This is a genomic window from Streptomyces sp. NPDC047081 (assembly GCF_040643775.1).
In the GTDB taxonomy this organism is placed as follows: domain Bacteria; phylum Actinomycetota; class Actinomycetes; order Streptomycetales; family Streptomycetaceae; genus Streptomyces.
Genome location: NZ_JBEYUY010000001.1, coordinates 353,391 through 374,653 on the forward strand (window position 1 = coordinate 353,391; position 21,263 = coordinate 374,653).

The 21,263-nt window shown below is 67.3% G+C and carries 16 protein-coding genes, 1 other RNA gene and 1 pseudogene; 9 read left to right on the forward strand and 9 right to left on the reverse strand.

Annotated elements, in window-relative coordinates; all coding sequences use genetic code 11:
- Positions 1-17 precede the first annotated feature (17 nt).
- Positions 18-1,193, forward strand: coding sequence for a bifunctional RNase H/acid phosphatase (locus ABZ848_RS01705; RefSeq protein ID WP_360823525.1), 1,176 nt, complete (start codon positions 18-20; stop codon positions 1,191-1,193).
- Between the two features lie 30 nt (positions 1,194-1,223).
- On the opposite strand, the gene ABZ848_RS01710 is transcribed toward ABZ848_RS01705, so the two are convergent.
- Positions 1,224-2,024, reverse strand: coding sequence for a helix-turn-helix transcriptional regulator (locus ABZ848_RS01710; protein WP_360823528.1), 801 nt, complete (start codon positions 2,022-2,024; stop codon positions 1,224-1,226).
- A 109-nt stretch (positions 2,025-2,133) separates the two neighbouring features.
- On the opposite strand from ABZ848_RS01710, the gene ABZ848_RS01715 reads away from it, so the two are divergent.
- Complete coding sequence (locus ABZ848_RS01715; RefSeq protein ID WP_360823531.1) at positions 2,134-3,153, forward strand: NAD(P)-dependent alcohol dehydrogenase; 1,020 nt, start codon at positions 2,134-2,136, stop codon at positions 3,151-3,153.
- On the opposite strand, the gene eda is transcribed toward ABZ848_RS01715, so the two are convergent.
- Positions 3,137-3,760, reverse strand: a complete 624-nt coding sequence (eda, locus tag ABZ848_RS01720) for a bifunctional 4-hydroxy-2-oxoglutarate aldolase/2-dehydro-3-deoxy-phosphogluconate aldolase (protein WP_360823534.1) — start codon at positions 3,758-3,760, stop codon at positions 3,137-3,139. The two genes, ABZ848_RS01715 and eda, sit on opposite strands and share 17 nt — an antisense overlap.
- Positions 3,761-3,835: 75 nt before the next feature.
- Entirely contained in the window at positions 3,836-4,621 is a 786-nt protein-coding gene (yaaA, locus tag ABZ848_RS01725) for a peroxide stress protein YaaA (RefSeq protein WP_360823537.1), read from the reverse strand.
- Between the two features lie 75 nt (positions 4,622-4,696).
- Between yaaA and ABZ848_RS01730 the strand changes: the two genes are divergently transcribed.
- Positions 4,697-6,133 carry an RNB domain-containing ribonuclease gene (locus tag ABZ848_RS01730; protein WP_360823540.1) on the forward strand — a complete coding sequence of 479 codons (1,437 nt, stop codon included), beginning with the start codon at positions 4,697-4,699 and terminating at the stop codon, positions 6,131-6,133.
- Here ABZ848_RS01730 and ABZ848_RS01735 read toward each other — a convergent pair.
- Together ABZ848_RS01735 and ABZ848_RS01740 are read right to left on the reverse strand one after the other, a co-directional pair.
- Complete coding sequence (locus tag ABZ848_RS01735) at positions 6,081-6,698, reverse strand: hypothetical protein (protein ID WP_360823543.1); 618 nt, start codon at positions 6,696-6,698, stop codon at positions 6,081-6,083. The two genes, ABZ848_RS01730 and ABZ848_RS01735, sit on opposite strands and share 53 nt — an antisense overlap.
- The gene (locus tag ABZ848_RS01740) at positions 6,695-7,450 is read right to left on the reverse strand and encodes a MerR family transcriptional regulator (protein ID WP_360823546.1); all 756 of its coding nucleotides are present in this window, start codon (positions 7,448-7,450) and stop codon (positions 6,695-6,697) included. The genes ABZ848_RS01735 and ABZ848_RS01740 overlap by 4 nt, the downstream gene beginning before the upstream one ends.
- Positions 7,451-7,613: 163 nt before the next feature.
- Here ABZ848_RS01740 and ABZ848_RS01745 point away from each other — a divergent pair, with 163 nt between their 5' ends.
- The 4 genes and pseudogenes from ABZ848_RS01745 (at position 7,614) to rnpB (ending at position 10,390) form a co-directional block, all read left to right on the forward strand.
- Positions 7,614-8,189: a Uma2 family endonuclease gene (locus tag ABZ848_RS01745; RefSeq protein WP_360823549.1), complete on the forward strand. Its 576-nt coding sequence runs from the start codon at positions 7,614-7,616 to the stop codon at positions 8,187-8,189.
- Between the two features lie 43 nt (positions 8,190-8,232).
- The gene (locus ABZ848_RS01750; protein WP_360823552.1) at positions 8,233-9,057 is read left to right on the forward strand and encodes an AraC family transcriptional regulator; all 825 of its coding nucleotides are present in this window, start codon (positions 8,233-8,235) and stop codon (positions 9,055-9,057) included.
- An 82-nt stretch (positions 9,058-9,139) separates the two neighbouring features.
- Positions 9,140-9,862 (forward strand): annotated as a pseudogene (locus tag ABZ848_RS01755) (DMT family transporter); the annotation flags it as partial.
- Positions 9,863-9,986: 124 nt separating this feature from the next.
- Positions 9,987-10,390, forward strand: an RNA gene (gene rnpB, locus ABZ848_RS01760) — RNase P RNA component class A.
- Positions 10,391-10,439: 49 nt separating this feature from the next.
- On the opposite strand, the gene ABZ848_RS01765 is transcribed toward rnpB, so the two are convergent.
- The 4 genes from ABZ848_RS01765 to ABZ848_RS01780 form a co-directional block, all read right to left on the reverse strand.
- Positions 10,440-12,599: a DUF262 domain-containing protein gene (locus tag ABZ848_RS01765; protein ID WP_360823555.1), complete on the reverse strand. Its 2,160-nt coding sequence runs from the start codon at positions 12,597-12,599 to the stop codon at positions 10,440-10,442.
- Between the two features lie 251 nt (positions 12,600-12,850).
- On the reverse strand, positions 12,851-14,437 hold the full coding sequence (locus ABZ848_RS01770; protein ID WP_360823558.1) for a class I SAM-dependent DNA methyltransferase: 1,587 nt from the start codon (positions 14,435-14,437) through the stop codon (positions 12,851-12,853).
- Positions 14,434-15,915: a restriction endonuclease subunit S gene (locus tag ABZ848_RS01775; protein ID WP_360823561.1), complete on the reverse strand. Its 1,482-nt coding sequence runs from the start codon at positions 15,913-15,915 to the stop codon at positions 14,434-14,436. Before ABZ848_RS01775 ends, ABZ848_RS01770 begins: the two co-directional genes overlap by 4 nt.
- Entirely contained in the window at positions 15,912-18,809 is a 2,898-nt protein-coding gene (locus tag ABZ848_RS01780; RefSeq protein ID WP_360823564.1) for a DEAD/DEAH box helicase family protein, read from the reverse strand. The genes ABZ848_RS01775 and ABZ848_RS01780 overlap by 4 nt, the downstream gene beginning before the upstream one ends.
- 338 nt (positions 18,810-19,147) lie before the next feature.
- Between ABZ848_RS01780 and ABZ848_RS01785 the strand changes: the two genes are divergently transcribed.
- Together ABZ848_RS01785 and ABZ848_RS01790 are read left to right on the forward strand one after the other, a co-directional pair.
- Entirely contained in the window at positions 19,148-20,383 is a 1,236-nt protein-coding gene (locus ABZ848_RS01785; protein ID WP_360823567.1) for an AAA family ATPase, read from the forward strand.
- Complete coding sequence (locus ABZ848_RS01790) at positions 20,380-21,174, forward strand: hypothetical protein (protein WP_360823570.1); 795 nt, start codon at positions 20,380-20,382, stop codon at positions 21,172-21,174. Before ABZ848_RS01785 ends, ABZ848_RS01790 begins: the two co-directional genes overlap by 4 nt.
- The last annotated feature ends 89 nt before the right edge of the window (positions 21,175-21,263 follow it).

Sequence of the window (21,263 nt, forward strand, 5' to 3'; positions counted from 1 at the left end):
TGTAAGGGGCTTGTGCTGTGCGGGAGTTCATCGTCGAGGCCGACGGCGGGTCACGGGGCAACCCCGGGCCCGCGGGGTACGGCTCCGTGGTGCTGGACGCGGTGACCGGGGAGACGCTGGTGGAGGCGGCCGAGTACATCGGCGTCGCCACGAACAACGTCGCCGAGTACCGGGGGCTGCTGGCGGGCCTGCGCGCGGCGTACGACCTGGACCCGTCCGCCCGCGTCCACGTCCGCATGGACTCCAAGCTGGTCGTCGAGCAGATGTCGGGCCGCTGGAAGATCAAGCACCCCGACATGAAGCCGCTGGCGATGGAGGCGGCACGGGTGTTCCCGGCGGACCGGGTGACGTACGAGTGGATCCCGCGAGAGCGGAACAAGCACGCGGACCGGCTCGCGAACGAGGCGATGGATGCGGGGAAGCGGGGGGAGCGGTGGTCGGCGGCGGATTCTTCTGCCGAGCTCGATTCATCTTCCGCCTCTGCTTCTCGCCGCGGAGCCGCGAAGGCTGACGCCGATGCTCGTGCCGCTGGCGTTGTCGCGTCGCCCGGGTGGGCTCCGGCCGATATGGGGGCGCCGGCGACCTTCGTACTGCTGCGGCATGGGGAGACTCCGCTGACCCCTCAGAAGCGGTTCTCCGGATCCGGCGGTACCAACCCCTCCCTCTCCGACGTAGGACGTGAGCAGGCCGAGCGGGCCGGCGCTGCGCTTGCCCGGCGCGGCACTATCCAGGCCATCGTCGCCTCCCCCCTCGCCCGGACCCGTGAGACCGCCGGCATCGTCGCCCGTCACCTCGGTCTCGACGTGACCGTCGACGAGGGCATCCGCGAGACGGACTTCGGTGCCTGGGAGGGGCTGACCTTCGGGGAGGTCCGCGAGCGTTATCCCGACGACCTCACCCGGTGGCTGGCCGACCCGACCGCCGAACCCTCCGGCGGCGGCGAGAGCTTCGCCGCGACGGCGGTCCGGATCGCCGCCGCCCGCGACAAGCTGGTCGCGGCCTACGCGGGCCGCACCGTCCTCCTCGTCTCCCACGTCACCCCGATCAAGACTTTCGTCCAACTCGCCCTCGGCGCCCCGCCGGAGTCCCTGTTCCGCATGGAACTCTCCGCGGCCGCCCTCTCCGCCGTCGCCTACTACGCCGACGGCAACGCGAGCGTCCGCCTCTTCAACGACACCTCTCACCTGCGCTGAGGCGGCGCGCCGGGACAAGGCCGAGGTCCCTCACCCGCGCTCACCGCCCCGCTTCCGCAGTATCTCCGCCGTCTCCGCGTCCGCCGGCAGAAACGCCTCCAGATGCAGCTCGGCCAGCGTGACGTCGACGGCGGTCGCGAAGGACGTGAGCGTGGTCAGCAGCCGCAGCTCACCCTCCGCGCACCGCAGCCGCAGCGGCACGGCGAACCCGAGATAGTCGTCCCCGGGCTCGCTCAACGGCGGTAGATAGCCCGTCAGTTCCGCCACCAGCCCGTCCAGCAGCGGATCGGGACTGCGCAACGCCCGCGCCCGCAGGTTCTCGACGATGTGCCGCCCCCACGCGTCCAGGTTCACCACCCGCGGCGCCATCCCCCGAGGATGCAGCGCAAGCCGCAGCGCATTCACCGGCGGCTCCAGCAACTCCGCCGCCGCCCCCTCCGCCAGTACGTCGAACGCGCCGTTCGCCGCGACGAGTTCACCCCGGGGCCCGGCGACCACCGCCGGATACGGCAGATGCCCTTCCAGGATTCCGTCCAACGCCTCCCGCACAGGCGCGAGTTCGACCGCGTCCAGCGGCGACTCGGCGAACGCGGGCGCGTAACCCGCCGCCAGCAACAGCGCGTTCCGCTCCCGCAGGGTCAGCCCCAGCGACTCGGCCAGCCGCATCACGACCGCCCGCCCCGGCACGGAACGCCCCCGCTCGATGAAACTCACGTATCTCTGCGTGGTCCCCGCCCGCACGGCGAGCTCCAGCTGACTGACCCGCCGCACGGTACGCCAGCGCAACAACTCCCGGGCGAACGGCGGCGGCTGTTCCACGGTGGTGGCCATACGCCCAGTTGTACGTCACGGGTACGACAACCGCCCCCCGCCAGCACGGACACCCGCCCATACCCTGCCGGGAATTGAGCCCCGCCCCCACCCCGACCAGCATGACCGCATGCGCACCTACCACCTGGAACACCCCGGCTCCATCGACGGCATAACCCTCCGCGACACCCCCGGCCCACCCGACCCCGGCCCGCACGACATCGTCGTACGCATCCACGCCGTATCCCTCAACAAGCGCGACCTGCTCATCCTCGACGGCACGTACCCCCTCAAGGCCGCCCCGGGCGTGACCCCCGTAAGCGACGGCGCCGGCGAGGTGGTCGCGGTGGGGGAGCAGGTCACCCGCTTCCGCGCGGGCGACCGCGTCACCAGCACCTACTTCCCGCGCTGGCTCGACGGCCGGATCACCCCCGCCCTCATCGACCAGCCCGGCGCCACCCTGCCCGGCATGCTCGCCGAGTACGTCCGCCTCGACGAGACCGCCGCCGTAGCCGTCCCCGACCACCTGACCTGGGAGGAGGCGGCCTGCCTGCCCTGCGCGGGCGTCACCGCCTGGAACGCCCTCACCGGCGCCGAGCCGGTCCTCCCTGGCGAGACGGTCCTGACCCTCGGCACGGGCGCACTGGCCCTGTTCGCCGTCCAGTTCGCCAAGACGCTCGGCGCACGGGTCGTCGCCACGACGTCCAGCCCCGAGAAGGCCGAACGCCTCAAGTCCCTCGGCGCCGACCACGTCCTGAACTACACCGAGAATCCCGCCTGGTCAGCGGCCGTCCGCGAACTGACCGGCGGCCGCGGCGCGGACCTCGTCGTCGAGACGGGCGGCCCCGACACCATCGAGCAGTCGGTCCGCGCGACCGCCCTCTACGGCCGTATCGCCCTCGTCGCCGCGAACAGCCCGCACAAGGACACCCTGCAGATCACCACCGACGCCCTCGCGTCGAGCCTGCTGACCATGCGGCGGCTCTTCGTCGGCAGCCGCACCCACTTCGAGCAGATGAACCGAGCGATTTCCCTGCACGGCATCCGCCCCGTCATCGACCGCGTCTTCCCGTACGACGACACGCGCGCGGCCTACCGCCACTACGCCTCCGGCGCGGCCTTCGGCAAGGTCGTCATCCGCGTGGCCTGAGCCCCGCCGCCTCCCGCGCCAGCCCCTCGATCCGCCCCCAGTCGCCGGCGGCGACCGCATCGGCCGGAATCATCCAAGTCCCGCCCACACAGCCGACGTTGGGCAGCTCCAGATACTCCGGCGCATTGGCGACACCGATCCCGCCCGTCGGGCAGAAGCGGGCCTGCGGCAAGGGCCCGGCCAGGGACTTCAGATACGCCGTCCCGCCCGCCGCCTGCGCCGGGAAGAACTTCATCTCCCGCACCCCGCGCTCCAGCAGCGCCACGACCTCCGACGTGGTCGACACCCCCGGCAGGAACGGCACCCCGGACCCCCGCATCGCCTCCAGCAGTACGTCCGTCCAGCCCGGGCTGACCAGGAAGCGCGCCCCGGCCGCCACCGACTCCTTCACCTGCTCCGGCGTGATCACGGTCCCGGCCCCGACCACCGCGTCCGGCACTCCCTCGGCGATCGCCCGTATCGCGTCCAGCGCGACCGGAGTCCGCAAGGTCACCTCGATCGCCGGCAGCCCCCCGGCGACCAGCGCACGGGCGAGCGGCACGGCGTCGGCGACGTCGTCGAGTACGACCACGGGGACGACCGGGGCGAGATCCAGGAGGGAGGTCATGCCCTCATCGTGCCGCCGACATGCAGCATGCGCAAAGCCCATTGCGCATGCTGCAACAATCCTCATCCAGGCTGGTCAGTGGATCTCGTCCACCAGCACGTCCAACATCCACGCCTTCGCGGCCCCACCCTTCGGCGGCTCCACCTCCACCACATACCCCAGGTCCCGCAACGCCTCCACCAGCTCCGCCGGCCCCTTCGGCGCGACCCCGGCCGTCAGCAGGCTCCGTACGATCCGCCCCTTCGTGGCCTTGTTGAAGTGGCTGACCACCTTGCGGGTCGGCGCGTGCAGCACCCGTACGCTCGCGGTCCGCCCGGCCACCTCACCCTTCGGCTTCCACGCGGCCGCGTACGCCGAGGACCGCAGATCCAGGACGAGCCCGCCCCCGGCCGCTTCCGGCAGCGCCTCCGCCATCGGCGCCCGCCAGTGCGCACCCAGCGCGCCGAGCCCGGGCAGCTTCACCCCCATCGAGCAGCGGTAGGACGGAATCCTGTCCGTCACCCGCACCGCGCCCCACAGCCCGGAGAAGACCAGCAGCGAGCGCGCGGCGCGCTTCTTCGCGGCGGCGTCGAGGGAGGCGAGGTCGAGGGCGTCGTACAGCACCCCCGTGTAGATCTCCCCGGCGGGCCGCGCACCGGCCGTGCGCAGCTCCGTGTTCTTGCCGATCTCGCCCCGCAGCCCCTCGCTCAGCCCGAGCACCTCGCGCGCCTTCTCCTCGTCCCCGGCGCACAGTTCCACCAGCTCGCCGAGTACGGCCTCACGGGCGGGGGTCAGCCCCGGCAGCGACAGCGACTCCAGCTTGAGCGGGGCGCCACGGCCGGAGGAGGCCTTGCCTTCGGAGGGCGGCAGCAGGACCAGCACGGAAGATCTCCTTCTGTTGAGCTCTGCGACAGCGTACGGCGTGCCACTGTCCGACCCGCGTTCTACGCTCGCCGTATGCCCCGTCGCCACATCCGAGTGACCGGCGCCCCCGAAGCCCCCCTCCGGGCCGCCCTCACCGCCCTGCGCACCGAACTCGACGTCCCCGAGAGCTACCCGGCCGAAGCGCTCGCCGAGGCCGAGCGTGCCGCCAAGGCCCCGGTCCTCCCGGCGTACGACGCCACGGACATCCCCCTCTTCACCATCGACCCGCCCGCCTCCACCGACCTCGACCAGGCGATGCACCTGTCCCGTCAGGGCACCGGCTACCGCGTCCGGTACGCCATCGCCGACGTCGCCGCCTTCGTCGTACCGGGGTCGGCGCTGGACGTGGAGACCCACCGGCGGGTGACGACTCTCTACTTCCCGGACGAGCGCATCCCCCTGCACCCGAAGCTGCTGAGCGAGGGCGCCGCCAGCCTGCTCCCCGGCCAGATCCGCCCGGCCGCCCTCTGGACCATCGACCTCGACGCCGACGGCCGCACCCGCGCCGTCGACGTCCGCCGCGCGCTCGTCCGCAGCCGGGCCAAGCTCGACTACGCGCACGTACAGAAGCAGCTCGACGAGAAGACGGCCGAGGAGCCGCTGGCGCTGCTGAAGGAGATCGGGGAGGCGCGGGAACGCCTTGAGGTGGAGCGGGGCGGGATCTCGCTCAACGTGCCCGAGCAGGAGATCGTCGAGCGGGACCACACGTACGAGCTGAGCTACCGCGCGCCCCTCCCCGCCGACGGCTGGAACGCCCAGATCTCGCTCCTGACCGGCATGGCGGCCGCCGACCTCATGCTCGCCCACGGCACCGGCGTCCTGCGCACGCTCCCCGCCGCCCCGGACGGCGCCGTCGGCCGCCTCCGCCGTACCGCGCAGGCCCTGCACATCGACTGGCCGCACCACGTCTCGTACGCCCAGCTGATCCGCTCCCTCGACCCGCACCGCCCCGACCACGCGGCCTTCCTCCAGGAGTGCACGACGCTGCTGCGCGGCGCCGGCTACACGGTCTTCCGGGACGGCACCCTCCCGCCCATCACCACCCACGCCGCGGTAGCCGCCCCCTACGCCCACTGCACGGCCCCGCTCCGCCGCCTGGCCGACCGCTACGCCTCCGAAATCTGCCTCGCGGCGGCCGCAGGCGAGGCCCCGCCCGACTGGGTGCCGGCCGCCCTGGACACCCTCCCGCACGAGATGGCCGACGGCACCCGCCGCGCGGGCGCGGTGGAGCGGGCGTGCGTGGACATCGTGGAGGCGGCGCTGCTCAAGGACCGCGTAGGAGAGATCTTCGACGCGGTCGTGGTGGAGATCGAGGACCGCCAACCCACCGTCGGCACCGTCCAGTTGGAGTCCCCTGCGATCATCGGCCGCATCGAGGGCGAACACCTGCCGCTGGGGGAACGCCTACGGGTACGCCTCACCCAGGCCGATCCGGGAGCGGCGGCGAAGGTATGCTTCGCGCCCGCGTGAGGGCCCGTATCTCGTGTACGAGGGTGTCGGCGTCGTCGGCGTGGAAGCGCACGAGCCTGATGTCGTCCCGGCGGCGGCCGAGGAAGGTGAAGTGGGTTACGGGCGCGGTGAGTTCGAGGGTGATTGCGGTCTGCGAGCCTACTGGCACGTCGAGTTGGCCCTCTACCCGGTCGTGAGTTGTGCGCAACTCCCGCCGGACGGTGCCGATTTGATGCAGCGGTATGCGCAGGTCGACGTGGACGGCCCGCCGGATCCGCAGCGAACCGGCGTCGAGCACGTGCGGCCGTACGACGGAGGCGGCGTGCAGCGCGACGATGAACACGACCGTGTACGCGTCCAGCACCAGCACCACCCGGTGCAGCGCCGGGTAGCCGCGCAGCAGAACGGACATGGTCACCGTCTCGACCACGCACACGAACGCGAACCCGAACATCACCGCGCCCTGCCCGCGCGCGTACCCGAACCCCCGCCCGCCTCCGACCCCGTGCGTGCGCCGGGTCAGCCACATCAACAGGCTTGCCAGCAGCCGCAGTTCGTGGCGGAGCAGGAGGTACGCCGTCCTCACGGCCCCTCCCCGGCGAGGATCCGCAGCGTCCGGCGGATGGCCTCCGCCTGGGCGGGCGCGAAGTCGGCGTAGAAGGCGCGCATGAAGCTGTCGTCGTGGTCGACCGTCTCCTGGGGGAGCAGGCCGTGCGGGACGCATTCGGCGAGAACGCGGGCGGCCTCGTCCACGCGCGGGTCGGCGGGGTCGGCGTCGGCGAGCGCGTCGAGGAGCGCGTACGCCTTGAGTGCCCGCGCCTTGGCCTCGGGGGAGGTGAGGGCGTCACGCAGCATGCCCATCAGCTGCTCGCGGTCCTTCACCGACGCCATGCTGTCGATGAGCGCGAGCATCTCGCGGTCCTTGGCGGCCATGGGGGAGTCGGTGGCGGCATGGGCCAAGTCCCCGAAGACCGAGGCGAGTTCGGGTGACACCGGACCCTCGGCGGTCAGCTGCCCGTCCGTCTCCAGCAGCGCCCGCAGCCGCGCCCGACGCTCCCGGATCGCCGCTTCCTGCCGGGCCAGGTCCTCGTCGAGTTCGGTGAGCACCTCGGCGAGATCCTTGCCGGCGTCCTCGGCGAGCACGTCCCGCACTTCGGCGAGACCGAGGCCCAGTTCGGTCAGCCGCCGGATGCGCGCGAGTACGACGGCGTGCCGCAGGGTGTAGTCCCGGTAGCCGTTGGCGAGCCGCTCGGGTTCCGGCAGCAGGCCCTGGTGGTGGTAGTGCCGCACGGTCCGCGTGGTGACGCCGACGGCGGCGGCGAGTTCTCCGATCCGCATGGCACCAGTACAAACGCTGACGTCGCGGCAGGGTCAAGCGGGCGGGGCGATGCCTGACGGCCGACGTGATCGTGTGCCACGATCGAGGGAACGGTTCCCGATCTCTTGGACAGGTGATCTTCCGGTGTCCCAGTCTGGCGAGCGGCGAAAGGAGGGGCGTGACATGACTGCCGTGGCACACGAACCGATCACGCAGGAGCTCCTGCTGGAGTGGTTTCTCGCCCTGGAGACTCCGGAGGGCTTCCGGGCAGAGCTGATCGAGGGGGAGATCGTCGTGACGCCGCCGCCGGACGGGGACCACGAGCACTACATCAGCCGGATTGTGACGCAGATGATCAGGCGGTCGCGGACCGACATGGACTTCTCCGGGAACAAGGGACTGAAGCTGAAGAACGCGGAGGGCTGCCCGAAAGACCATGTGATCCCGGACGGCACCTTCGCGCCTGCGGAGCTGGCTTTGTATCGGGGTGCCGACCCCTGGATGCCCTGCAACGGCGTCGCCATGGTGCTCGAGGTGACTTCCACGAAGCCCAAGGTCGACCGCGAGGCCAAGCGCCGCTGCTACGCCCGCGGCGGCATTCCCCTCCACCTGCTCGTCGACCGTGGCACCTCCGAGGTCACCTTGTTCAGCGACCCGGAGAACAACGACTACCGGCAGCACTGCACTCTCGCTTTCGGCAAGTCGCTCGCTCTCCCCGAACCCTTCGCCTTCCACCTGGAGACCGCGGACTTTCTCTGATCCTCCCGGCGTTGCACCCTGAGGACGACGAAGGGGGCGGCTCATGGAGAAAGCACGGTGGACCAGGACGCGGCTGGGCCGCTGCGGACCCTCCCTGGACCTCCTGACCGCCCGCTTCGACAAGCATGTCTACGCCCCGCACGCGCACGAGGAGTTCACGGTCGGCGTGTGCGTGGACGGCTCCGAGGTGATCGACTACCGGGGCGGCCACATCCGCACGGGCCCGGGCTCCATAGTCGTACTGGCGCCGGGCGAGGTGCACACGGGAGGCCCCGGCAACGCGACCGACGGCTACGCGTACCGGGCCCTGTACGCGGCCCCGTCACTCCTGACGGAGGGCACGCCGGCCGGCGGCGTCCCGCACTTCCGCGAGCCCCTGATAGACGACCCGGAACTGGCCGCGGCGATCCTCCGCACCCACACGGAACTGGGCACCTGCCCCGACCCCCTGGAGGCGGAATCCCGCCTGCCGTGGCTGCTCACGGCCCTGGCCCGCCGCCACTCCACGACACCTTCCGTCTCCGACCTGGTCCCCGGAGCCGACCAGGTCGCGACGGTCGTAAGGGACCGCCTGGCGGACGAACTCCTGGACCCTCCTTCCCTGGCCGACCTGGCGAGGGACCTCGGCCTGTCCCGCTACCAGCTCCTCCGAGCCTTCCGTACGACGATGGGGCTGCCGCCGTACGCCTGGCTGGCCCAGTACCGGGTGACCCGGGCCCGCCGCCTCCTGGACACGGGGGTGCGCCCGGCGGAGGCGGCATCGCTGGTCGGCTTCGCGGACCAGGCGCACCTGACGCGCTGGTTCCGCCGGGTGCTGGGGGTGACTCCGGCGGCGTACCGCAACAGCGTTCAAGACGTCGGACCCTGATCCGGCCGAAGGTGTGTGCATGACTGCACGCGGCTGGTTCCTGTTCTCCCTGATGGGAGTGGTCTGGGGCGTCCCCTACCTGATGATCAAGGTGGCGGTGGACGCGCCGATGTCCCCATCGATGGTGGTCTTCACGAGGTGCGCGCTGGGCGCGGCGCTCCTGCTGCCTTTCGCGATACGAGGCGGCGGCCTGCTGCACACGATCCGCGCGCACTGGCTGCCGATGCTGGCGTTCGCGTGCATCGAGATCGTCGGCCCGTGGTTCACGCTGACGGACGCGGAGAGGCATCTGTCCAGCTCGACGGCGGGCCTGCTGATAGCGGGCGTACCGATCGTCGGGGTGGTCCTGTCCCGCTTCTTCGGCAACACGGAACACCTGGGCGTACGGCGGATGACGGGCTTGGCGCTGGGCCTGGCGGGCGTGGCGGTCCTGACGATCCCGCACCTGAGGGGCGGAGACGCGCGCTCGCTGGGGGAGGTGTTCCTGACGGTCCTGGGCTACGCGACGGCACCGCTGATCGCATCCCGCTGGCTGAAGGACGTGCCGACGCTGCAGCTCATAGTCCCGTGCCTGACGCTGGCGGCGCTGGTGTACGCCCCGGCGGCGGCGACGAGCCGGCCGACGTCGATGCCGTCGACGACGGTCCTGGTGTCCTTGCTGGCCCTGGGCGCGATCTGCACGGCACTCGCCTTCGTGGCCTTCCTGGAACTGATCAAGGAGGTGGGCCCGACGCGTTCGACGGTCTTCACGTACGTCAACCCGGCGGTGGCGGTGGCGGCGGGCGCCGTGTTCCTGGGCGAGGACCTGACGTGGGGCATCGGGGCGGCGTTCACGCTGATCCTGGCGGGGTCGGTACTCGCGACACTGGCGCCGGCGGGACCCGTCCGTAAGGTGGCTGCACGCCCGGTAACATGGTCGACACGGCAGACGAGCCGGGCGGACGGCCGCGTGGAATCCCCGTGAGGGGACTCCCCGAGGAACGTCCGGGCTCCACAGGGCAGGGTGGTGGCTAACGGCCACCCGGGGTGACCCGCGGGACAGTGCCACAGAAAACAGACCGCCCGGCGCTTCGGCGCCGGGTAAGGGTGAAACGGCGGTGTAAGAGACCACCAGTGCTCGGGGTGACCTGAGCAGCTAGGTAAACCCCACCCGGAGCAAGGTCAAAAGGGAGCGCCTTGGCGCTCCTGCGCGGACGCTTGAGGGCTGCCCGCCCGAGTCCGCGGGTAGACCGCACGAGGCCGACGGCAACGCCGGCCCTAGATGGATGGCCGTCGCCCCGGCTTCCGCGAGGGGGCCGGGGAACAGAACCCGGCGTATAGCCCGACTCGTCTGCCGCCGCCGCTGCGCCGCCCCAAGCTCGGGCTGCATGGGGCCTTGAGTCTCAGCGCGCCGAGCTCAGGTATTCGTCCCGCAACGTTTTGATTGGGATGAGTGCCCCATCTCGTTCCACATGCCAGAAATCCCACCCGGGGCTGGCCTTTGTCCCTCGCACGTGGGCACCGGCGGGAGACAAAGCCCCGAAAACTTGGCCGTCGAAGGTTCGGATTCGGCCGTCGGGAAGTATCTCGGCGAACGCGTCGGCAGGGTGCCTGCCTGGATTTAGTCTCGTTCCTGCGGTGAGGATCCCGGCAGTCATCAGCTGCGACACTTCCACTCCGTAGTGTGCGCGGGTCGCCGATTTGGTTGGCTTGGATCGACGGTGCTGTGCGGCCACATCCTTCCGTGACAAGCCGAGCTCCTCTGGAGACCAGATGATCTCACAGAGTCGTTTGTAGAGCTTCTGTCGTTCTTCATTTGCCCCCACCTTGAAGTCGCCAGGGTATGGGCGCATCAAGCCCTGCAAATCATGCTTTTTTAGGAATCTTGCGAAGCGTGGATTTCGTCTGTGAGTCGTGGGATGCAGTGCTGCAGCCAGAATGTTCTGACGCTGGTAGTGCTCAAGTTTATCCATGTAGGGATCATCGCGGTAGCTAGCATTATCTGACTGGTGCAGAAGTAATAGTCCACCGAGCCGGTTGCGGATCTTGTCGAAATCTGCCTGCGTCTTCACTAGATCCTTGTATCGCGAGAAGTGGACGGCCCATATGTGCTCTACTTGATAGGGCTTGGTCTCGCTAAGATACTCTTGGATTCGGGACAGATTTCCGATACCGATCTCGGCGAAGTCTGTCATCCGAGCAAGCAGATAACGGACTTGACGTCGGTTATCCGTGCGAAGCCCGTACTCGGCAAAGTCAGGGAAAATATCGCCTGCGGGGAGTTCGGCGGCCAGGATTCGGCTTAGTTCGTCGGAAGAACGACAATCACGTATCGCAGGGACAAGCTGGTCTACGGTGGCAGCCATGTCCGCTCCCTGTGGGACGTAGCCGCCGATGAGTTGCTGCACAAAGAGCAGATCGAGGAATCCGGCTATCAGACGGGCCTTGTGCTTCTGAACCGACTGGCCATCGCCTGGGTCAACCGCCGCCAAGATCAGTCGGTACTGATCGCTGATGCCGTTTGTCTCGTTGTAGTAGACGGCTTCCAGCCCCTGCTGAGGGAAGGCGGCTGCGTGCCTCAGCATTGCGTAACACTCGCCCAGATGCTTCAGGTCCTGCGTGATGAAACGGGCGAAGTCGGCTCGGCCTACTAGTCCGATGCGGCGGTGATTCTTGCGGATCCACTCGTGGAACGACATTTCGATCTGCTGAACGTCGTTTGCCTCTTCGTTCATGGCGGCATACTTGGCGAGCAGAAGTGTCTTGACGAAGTCGGCTGGAATTACATTGCCGACAGCGATGAGATTAGTCAGCATGGACCGCCACGTGGCGTTGAGAGAGTCCCGTTGCGATGGGTCAGCTTCGGCTAGAAGGAAGCTCTTGAGCAGGTCAACCGGGCTGAGGCGAGTACCGCGGTCGTTCATGGTCTCGAAGATTTCCCAGCCGTTCCCTCGATCGAGAGCCTCGATGCCCACCAGCCCAACGCGGTTGAGTAGCCAGTCGTGAAAGTACGGCAGAGCCTCGCCGAGAAGCTCGGTTGGGAACTCTTCTTCGATGTCTCGGCTGCGAGCCCAGAGGTTACGAATGGAAGGGTTGGCGTCAGGCGATAGCTCGTACGGGCTACGGTCTAGAAGTGCTGTCAGCAGTGGAGCTCGTTCCTCGATATCTACAGCAAAGGTAACCTTGCCGTATTGAACGCTGGAGATAAGACGTTCGAGTTGACCGGCCTCAGTGGGCTGTTCCTGCTCCAGCAGGAGGCGCCGCATGTGAATGAGGAGTAGGTGCAGTGTTGTGACCCGCTGCTGGCCATCGACGAGATAACTGATTCCGTCGGACTGGTAGAAGACGTATGGACCAAGGAAGTAAGGCGTATAACTTCCCACTGCCTGGCGTGTGTCTTGAGGATCCCAACTGTGCAGGAAACGGCGCTTGAGGTCGTGCAGCAGTCTGCGGACATCGTCGGTCGACCAGGTGTACTCCCGCTGGTAAGGATCCAGGCGAAAACGATGGCTGAAGAGCAGCTCGATGGTGTATCCGCGGCCGTCGATGGGCGAGTTGCTCATGGTTCCCCCAGTGTTTGGCAGTCCTGTGCCGGACTCTGTGCCCAGTGAGGGCAACGTTCAATCGAATCGACGTCTGGCCCGCTGTGCTCGCAAGGTGAGGCACAGCGGGCAGGCCCACTCGTTAGCTCTAGAAGTGCTGCGATCACGTCGTCATCAGGCGGGCTGACGCTGTTTCCGGGGCGGTTCCTCTCAAGATCTACAGTCAGGGCCAGCAACGGACGCGCACTCCGTCCTGTAGCTCTTGCTTCAGCTCACTCCGACGCCATGGTGAGATCGACGTCGAGTTCCTGTGCGAAAGCCTCGATCTCGGCCAAGGCCGTGCGAAGGTCTCCGGCGACGGACCGGGTCAGTTCGTCGATGGATGTCTGCGACTCCTGGGCCGCCGACGCGGTGGGGCTGATGCGGGCGATGTCCAGGTTCACCTGCTTCTGAGCCAAGAGCTCTGCGACATTGTGGCGGCGGAACCGGTCCGACTCTTGACGTTGCTTGCGGTCTGGGTCGGACGGGTCGAAAGCCTGCTTCTCGAAGTCAGCCAAGTGCTCGGGCTTCAGCGGGTTCTTCTTGAGAGTGAAGCGGCTGCCGGTGCGGAGGTCGTAAGTCCACACATACGTCGTGTGTGGCGGATCGTCGTCCGCGCGACGTCCGGAGACGGCTTCGAAGAAGAGAACATGGGCCTTCACGCCGCCGGCGTAGAAGATGTTCTCCGGCAGGCGCAGCATGGTGTGCAAGTTGTAGCCGGTGAGCAGTTCGCGGCGGACTAGATCGCCGACGCTACCGGGACCGCCCTCGTACAGAACGTTGTCGGGAACGATCACAGCCGCCCGGCCCTTGTCGGTGAGCTGGGTTCCGATGTGCTGGAGGAAGTTCAGCTGCTTGTTGGTCGTGGTTTGTTCGCCCACCCAAAAGTCTGGGCGGTTGTATGTCACGCTGTCGCGGTCGTCCACCTCGGCGTCGACTTCCTTGCCGGACATCTTGATGCCCGACCTATTGCCGAAGGGCGGATTCGCCAGGACCAGGCTGGCATGCCGCTCGGGGGGCTTGGCCAGAGCGTCACCGACCTCGATGATCGGCTTCCCGGTGGGGTCACCGAGTGAGTGCAGGAGGCAGTTCATTGCGGCGAGGCGTGCGGTCGCGGGCACGATCTCGTGCCCCCAGATCGACTCCGTGCGGAGGCGGTGGAGGTCGTCGTCCGGGAGGTCGTCACCACAGTCCCGAATGATGTACTCGTAGGCGGCGATCAGAAAGCCGCCGGTGCCGCAAGCCGGATCGGTGATCGTGTCGCGCGGCGTTGGTCGCATACACCGCACGATGGACTCGATGAGTGCGCGCGGGGTGAAGTACTGACCCGCTCCGGCCTTGGTGTCCGACGCGCTGCGGGCGATCAATGCCTCGTACGCAGCGCCGTTGATGTCGGAGCGCGAGTTGCGCCATTTCTCCTTGTCGATGAGGTCGACGATCAGGCGGCGGAGATGGGCTGGGTTCTCAATGTGGTTGCGGGCCCGGTTGAAGATCAAACTGAGGGTGGTGTGGCCGTTCTGTTCACTGCGGCGGCCGAGGTCCGTGAGTAGCTTGTTGTACGCCTCCTCAAGTGGATCGCCTTCGAGGTCGATGAGTTCGGGCCAACCGCGGCCCTGCCACTCGGGAGTGGTGGGCAGCATGTGCTCGTGATCGGCCGGGTCGGGCCGATGGGCATTGAGCTGCTCCGTCTCATCAGCCATCTTCAGGAAGACCAGGAGGCTGAGCTGCTCTAGGTAGCTCGAGGCGGAGACGCCATCGTCGCGCAGGACATTGCAGTACTTCCACAGGCGGTCTACGAGGCGACGGGCTTCCTGATTCACGAGCTGAACTCCAGAGGGAGGGTGGTCTGTTCACCCTCGGTGAGGGTGGTGTCGTGTGCGCTGATAGGAGGTGGAGCAGCGGCACCCTTACTCGGCGCCCGTCCAGCGCTAGCTGCCTTCCGAGCGGCTTTTCGATCAGCCTCGGCTGCCTCACGCTCGACACGAATTTGCTTGAGCAATTCCTCGGCTGGCTTGTCAGCCGGATCCTGCGCAACAAGACAACCGGAGACGGCCTCGGAAAGAAGGGCTCGGCGCAGAGCGGCGTTGTGACGGACGGTGCGGTCCAGGCTGAGGTCGATGCGATCAAGGGCTGCGAGGCGCTGCTTGGTCGTGCGGATCAACCGCTGCTGTTCGCCGAGCGGCGGCACCGGGAACTCAACAGCCTTCAGACGGGCCCCGCTGAGGTGCGCGAGGTTCGTAGTGATGCGCACTTCACGCATGAAACGCCGGGCGTGGAGGTGACGGCGAAACACTAGAAGTGCCCAGCCGGGCAACACGTCTTTGCCCGCGCGAAATCGCAACAGGCTATTGGTGAAAGCGACTCTCTCAGGGATCCCTCGGTACATGGCGGGGCGGCCGACGAGATGAGGGCTTTGGCCCTCGTTCAGCAGGATGTCGCCGGGCTCCAGGCGGTACTTGCCGAAGACTCCAGAGAAGTCCATGTCCTTGACGTCACTGCTATCGATGTGGTCTTCGAAGACGTTCGCGACGCGCAAGTATGGGCGCATCTTCGGGCCGGTGTGCCAGTCGGGGTGCCGGGCACGCCCCAACTCGACGGTTCCGGCCCTGCCGGTCGTCGTGGCCGTCCAGTGAGCAGGCCACTGTTCCGGCTCCGGCACTGCGTCCAGCAGGACAGCCTTGCGAAGGGCAGCGACGTCGCGGCGGGCGGAGATGACCGTGCGCTCGATGGTGTCGAGCCGGGCCATGCGGATGTCAAGGGCGGCGGCGATGCGGTGCTGCTCTGCGGTAGGTGGAACCGGAAATTCCACCCCTTTCAGCCGTGCCGCTGACAGATGCGCGATGTTCGTTGTGATGCGGACCTCGCGCATGAAGCGTCCGGAATGCAGATGATGGCGGAAGACGAGCAGCGCCCATTCGGGCAAGATCCCGGTATTGCCCCGGAAGCGAATGAGGCTGTTGGTGTATGCCACGTCTGCGGGCTCTCCTCGGTACATGGCGGGGCGGCCGACGAGATGGGGGCTTTGGCCCTCATTGAGCAAGATGTCGCCGGGCTCCAGGCGATATTTATCGAAGACCCCGGAGAAATCCATCTCCTTCATGCCTGTCGGGTCGATGCGGTCTTCGAAGACGTTGGACACTCGCAGGTAGGGTCGCATTTCGGGGCCTTCGTGCCAGTCAGGATGGCGCGATCGGCCGAGTTCGACGTCACCGACATCCGCTACCGTCGCCCACGCCCACCCCGTCGGCAGCCCTTTGGCACACGTCCTGCTGCCATCCTCAACCTTGCTCGCGCTCACGCACCCAATTCCCTGTCCAACTCGTCCACCAGCTCACCCGGCTGCCACTGGCTGTCCTTGAAAGCATCGACGAAGTCGCCGTAGCCGCCGACCGCCGCTCGTCGGCCCTCGTCCAACGAGGTCACTGTGAGCGTGGCATTGGCCGCTACAACGTTCACGACCTGCCGTAGCCATGCTTGCTGCCGGTCGTTGAATGCGACGCCTGCCGTCTCCTGGCGGGCGAGCCACGCTTCCAGTCGGCGCTCAACCGTACTGCGATATGGCCGGAACTCTTTTCCATCGAGCCCGAGCTCGTATCGCATGAGGGACAGGAACTCGACTAGTCCGGCGTTCCGCCTCGCGACGCCCTTGGCGATCTCCAGGTCAATGTATGCCTTCCAGAGCCTGGCCTCGGTCCATTCGCACCGAGTTGCCCGGACCTTGTCGATCAGCTCTCGGAGTTCGCGGAGTACCTCGCGGGGTGGCCGTCGTTCTTGGAAGGCGAGCTGCAGCGGCAGCATCTGGTCTGCGTGGTTAGCCATGTACGCCCGCCAGTCGTCGACGACCCTGCGGGCCTCTTCTTCGTCCAGGAGGCCGCGTGCCTCGAGGAGCTGGTCCTCGCTGAGGTGGTCGATCAGCAGCCAGCTGTCCTGGGCGGCTTTGAGGAGTGCGGCACGTAGCTCGTCATTCGCGGTCAGCAGACCCACGGCGTCGGCGATCTCTACGAACCCGTCCAGCTCATCCGGCGCTGGACTCTCGGCGCGTACCACCGTCGGCTGCTCAGTGTCGGCGGCCCGGACCAGGGAGCGGACCAGTGCCTCGTACGTCTGGTCGGTCTGCAGGTGCTTCTCGATGGCGGCTCGGCCCCGCTCATCCAGGCGGCGTCCGAGACGGCTGAGGCGGCCGGCGAGGGTGGCGATGTCGTCGGGGTGGAGGAGTTCGCCCTTCTCGCAGGCATTTAGGAGCCGCCCCAGGCTCGGCACGGGTGCGGCGTCATCCCGTACCAGCGGGCGGGCGTCGGTCTTCGGATGTTCAGTGACACCCACCGCGTCGACGATCACGAACCTGTCCTTGTGGACGGCGTCCGCTGTGACCTTCACCAGATCGGCGTCCTTGACGGTGCGGGCGCCGCGTCCCTTCATCTGCTCGAAGTACGACCAAGTCTGGATGTCCCGCATGAAGACCAGGCATTCCAGGGCCGGAATGTCCGTGCCGGTGGCGATCATGTCGACCGTCACAGCGATACGCAGGTCAGGCCTGTTGCGGAAGTCGGACAGCGCCTTGTCGGGGCGGGACGCCTGGCTGGTGATCTTCTTGCAGAAGCCGTCCCCGGCCCTGAACTCAGCACGTACGGCCTCGACGATGGCATCGGCGTGGAGGTCGTTGTGGGCAAAGATGAGCGTCTTGGGCACGATTTCCCGGCTCTGGATCTCGCCGGTCTGCTGGTCAATGGTCGGCGGGAAGATCTCCGTAAATAGATTGTCCCGAAAAGTCCTCACAACCAGGCGGACCTGGTCGCTGGAACGAACCCGATGGTTGACCTCGGTACGGGCGTAGGGATCATCCTCCTCCACAGTCTGCCACTGCTCGGAGCGGGTCAGCTTGTGGACCTTGGCGATGACCGAGTTGACCTGCTGGATGGTGCCGTCTGAATGGACCTCCGTACTTGACGCGGGGATGACTGATCCCTGCTGGGTGATCCGTGTGCCGATCTTGTAGATGTCGTAGTCGACGTTGATGCTGTCCGCGACGGCTTGTTCGTACGTGTACTGACTGACCAGGTTGTTGTCGAAGAAGGCGAAAGTCTGCTGGATCGGCGTCGCAGTCAGACCGATCACATGGGCGTCGAAGTACTCCAGGACAGGGCGCCACCGCCCGTAGATCGACCGGTGGCATTCGTCGACCACGATCACGTCGAAGTGGTCAGGCGGCAGGTCGGGGCAGTAGCTCACGGACGCCACCCGGCCCGCCAGTCGGTCTGCCCGCTCGATCTCGAAATTCTCGTCGTCCTCGGCCGGCACGGGGATCCCCAAGAGCTTGCACCACAGGCGCTGGATCGTAGAGATCACGATCTTGTCCGAGTCCGCGACCGCGCCCTTGCTGAATAAACGCAGCGGCATCTGTTCGTGCAAGGGCGTCTTGGCTCCAAGCGGTACGAAGTCTCGGTACTCGTTGTATGCCTGTCTGCCCAGGTTGTTACGGTCCACTAGGAACAGCACCCGGCGGGCGTGCGCGTGGCGCAGCAGGCGGTAGCTGCTCTGGACGACGGTGTACGTCTTGCCCGCCCCGGTGGCCATCTGGATGAGGGCCCGCTGGTCGTCACGGGCGAGGGATTTCTCCAGCGCCTTGATGGACTTGTACTGGGCGGAGCGCAGCCGCTTGTGGTCGAGGCGCATGGCGGGGAGCTTGCGCAGGCGGGCACGGAAGGTCGGAGCGGTCGGTTTCCGCTCGGCTTCCCGCATCCAGCGTTCCACCGTGGCGGGTTGATGCGGGGCGAAAACACGCCGACTGCGCGCCCCACCCTGCGGGCTGTCAGGGGCGGGGGTGCCGTCGAGCTGTTCGGCGTCCAGCGTGTTGCGGAACCGCCAGCCGGCGCCGTTGGCGGCGTACTGGAAAGGTAGGGGTTGAGCGCCCCGCCAGGCGCGGTCAGCGTGCCGGTCCGCTATCCGGGATGCCTGGTCGGCCGCGGTGTCGAGGAGGACCTGCTCGTCGCTCTGTGCGGGACCGGCGGCGACAATCCCGCAGAGGCGGCGCTGCACGTAGAGCGTGAAGAGGACCAGGGTTGGGGAGACCGGGGAACACACAGCCTCATGAGCGACGCCCAGCTCACGCTCGCCGGGCCCGTAGACCCGCCAGCCCGAGGTGGCCAGGGCTGTCTCCGCCGTCCTGGCCCACTCCGGTGTGGCGCCGCTCATGGTCCCTCCCCAGTACGTGTCTCCCCGGACCGGTCGAATGTCCGTACACCGATTACAGCAGCCGCTGTACGCAAACCGGGAGCGTACGCAAAGATCAAGCCCGGAACTGCCGTTGTCACTGGTGGTCCGTACAGTGGGCGATATCACAGACGGTGTGCTGGATGTCACGCCGAGGGAAGGACAGGCCGGTGTACGTGGCGAGGCTCAGGGTTGACGGGGTGCGTGGTTTCCACGGGCCTCGCGCCTGCGACCTCGATTTCACCCGGCCCAGCGGCGGATATGCGGGCTGGACGGTGATGGCTGGGCGAAATGGCTCGGGCAAGACCACCCTGCTACGTATGCTCGCGCTCACGCTTGCCGGCGGACGCCGTGCACACCAGCTGGAACCGGAGATCGAGGACTACCTGACTCACGGTGCCACCCGGGGGGCAGTGGTGGCCAAGGTCATTGCTGACCGGAGTGCTGACACGATGGCCCCACGCGGGGGTATGGCGGAAGCACGGCTCGAATGGCGGCCTGAGCAGGACGAGGGATTCGACGAGCCCGTCGAAGATTTCGAGCCGCCCACCGAGGTCGTCTTTTCGGGCCACCGGGGCCTCACCTCCACCTTGTGGTCCTCGGCCCCACCGCCCGGCTGGTTCTGCGCCGCCTACGGACCCTTCCGGCGCCTCACCGGTACCGGCCTTTATGAGCGCACTCCGCAGCAGCTCGACCGGGCCTCCGCGCTCCGCACCCTCTTCGAGGAGCAGTCGGCCCTGACCGAGGCCTTTGACTGGCTGCTCTCCCTTCACCTGCGCTCCCTGGAGAAGCGCCCCGGGATCCGCGAACTCAAGGCCGGAGTGCTCAGGCTGCTCAACGACGGCCATGACAACGACGCACTGCTACCGGACAGTTACCGCATCGAGGACGTCGACTCCGACGGGATGTGGCTGCGGCGGCGGGGTGACAACGGCCCCGAGGGTGCCAAGGTCGAACTGCGGCGGATGAGTGACGGGCAACGAACCGTGGTCGCTCTGGTCCTGGACATCGTCCGGCAAATGCACGCGGCGTACGGGACCCTCGACTTCGAGGAACGCGACAGCGGCAAGGTCGTACTGCCCCACCCGGGGGTCGTGCTGATCGATGAGGTTGACGCGCACCTGCATATGACGTGGCAGAAGCGCATCGGGCAATGGCTCACCGCGCACTTCCCGGCAATCCAGTTCATCGTCACCACCCACAGCCCGTACATCTGCCAGGCAGCGGACCCGGGCGGGTTGATCCGGCTGCCCGGGGTGGGGGAGCAGGAACCGCCACACGTGGTGGAAGGAGATCTGTTTGGGCGGATCGTGTATGGGACGGGGGACGACGCGGCGCTATCGGACTTGTTCGGCCTGGACTCGCCCTATTCCGACGAGGCGCGTCAACTGCGGGACAGACTGGCTGAGTTGGAGTATGACGTCCTGCTCGGGCGGGCCGATGCCAGGCAGACCGAAGAATACCTGCACCTGCGCGAGCGCCTCTCCAGTTCACCAGTGGCCCGTGTTGATGAAGTGATGGAACGGTATCGGCTGTCCCGGGAGCGGGACGCGTGATCCCGATTCAACGCCTCGAGCTCCCCGAGGGCGTTATGGCACGAATGACGGTGCTCACGGGTCGGATCGGTCTCAGGGATGTAGTGAGTGGTGAGCGGAAGAGATACGCGGACAACCTGTGGAACGACGAGGGCGAGGTAAAGCAGGAACTGCGTGCGGTGCTCCTCAGGATGGCCCCGGGAGTCCTTGGCTGCTGCATGTACTGTGGTGGTTTCACTGCGACCGACATTGAACACTTCGAACCACGGGAACACGACGCTCTCAAGACCTTCTTCTGGCCCAACCACCTTCTGGTGTGCGGCCCGTGCAACAGCACATACAAGCGGGATTGGTGGGAGTGTGACGAAGAGACCGGCGAGCCCTTGCTGGTCGACCCGACCCGGGACGACCCGTTCGACCATTTGATGTTGAACCTAAGGGAAGGCAAGTACCGAGGCGAGACCGACAAGGGGCGGACGACCGTCAACCTACTCGGCCTCAACCTTCCCGAGCGACGCCTCATAGCCGGTCGGAAATTGGCGCAGCTGAACATCCGAACTGTGCTGAGGGGCTGGGACTTGGCCCGGCAGCAGGGCGACAGGAAGGCCGAGCGTGATGCCCTAGACGTGCTGAAGGGGCAGCCGTTCGCTGACGTGTGGCAGGCGATGCTGCGTCAGGCCGTGCTCCCGGGAGCGGCCTTGGTCATGAGTGACGAGCCGCCGGATATTGTCGGTCTGCTGAGGAACGAGGAACTGCGCGCAGCAACTTTGATCGAGTTCCCTCTGCGGTCGGCACCGACACAGGGGGTTTGATTGTTTTTGGGGTGGGGGCGGGTGTGTTGCGCGAGCGACACGGGGATCGAATATCGACGGCTTGTTAGTTCTGCCAACAGCTACGACAA

Bases quoted from the DNA above. Each gene is read 5' to 3' on its own strand.
- ABZ848_RS01710 (WP_360823528.1), bottom strand. From the start codon at position 2,024: ATGGCCACCACCGTGGAACAGCCGCCGCCGTTCGCCCGGGAGTTGTTG.
- ABZ848_RS01715 (WP_360823531.1), top strand. From the start codon at position 2,134: ATGCGCACCTACCACCTGGAACACCCCGGCTCCATCGACGGCATAACC.
- eda (WP_360823534.1), bottom strand. From the start codon at position 3,760: ATGACCTCCCTCCTGGATCTCGCCCCGGTCGTCCCCGTGGTCGTACTC.
- ABZ848_RS01730 (WP_360823540.1), top strand. From the start codon at position 4,697: ATGCCCCGTCGCCACATCCGAGTGACCGGCGCCCCCGAAGCCCCCCTC.
- ABZ848_RS01740 (WP_360823546.1), bottom strand. From the start codon at position 7,450: ATGCGGATCGGAGAACTCGCCGCCGCCGTCGGCGTCACCACGCGGACC.
- ABZ848_RS01745 (WP_360823549.1), top strand. From the start codon at position 7,614: ATGACTGCCGTGGCACACGAACCGATCACGCAGGAGCTCCTGCTGGAG.
- ABZ848_RS01750 (WP_360823552.1), top strand. From the start codon at position 8,233: ATGGAGAAAGCACGGTGGACCAGGACGCGGCTGGGCCGCTGCGGACCC.
- ABZ848_RS01765 (WP_360823555.1), bottom strand. From the start codon at position 12,599: ATGAGCAACTCGCCCATCGACGGCCGCGGATACACCATCGAGCTGCTC.
- ABZ848_RS01780 (WP_360823564.1), bottom strand. From the start codon at position 18,809: ATGAGCGGCGCCACACCGGAGTGGGCCAGGACGGCGGAGACAGCCCTG.
- ABZ848_RS01785 (WP_360823567.1), top strand. From the start codon at position 19,148: ATGCTCGCGCTCACGCTTGCCGGCGGACGCCGTGCACACCAGCTGGAA.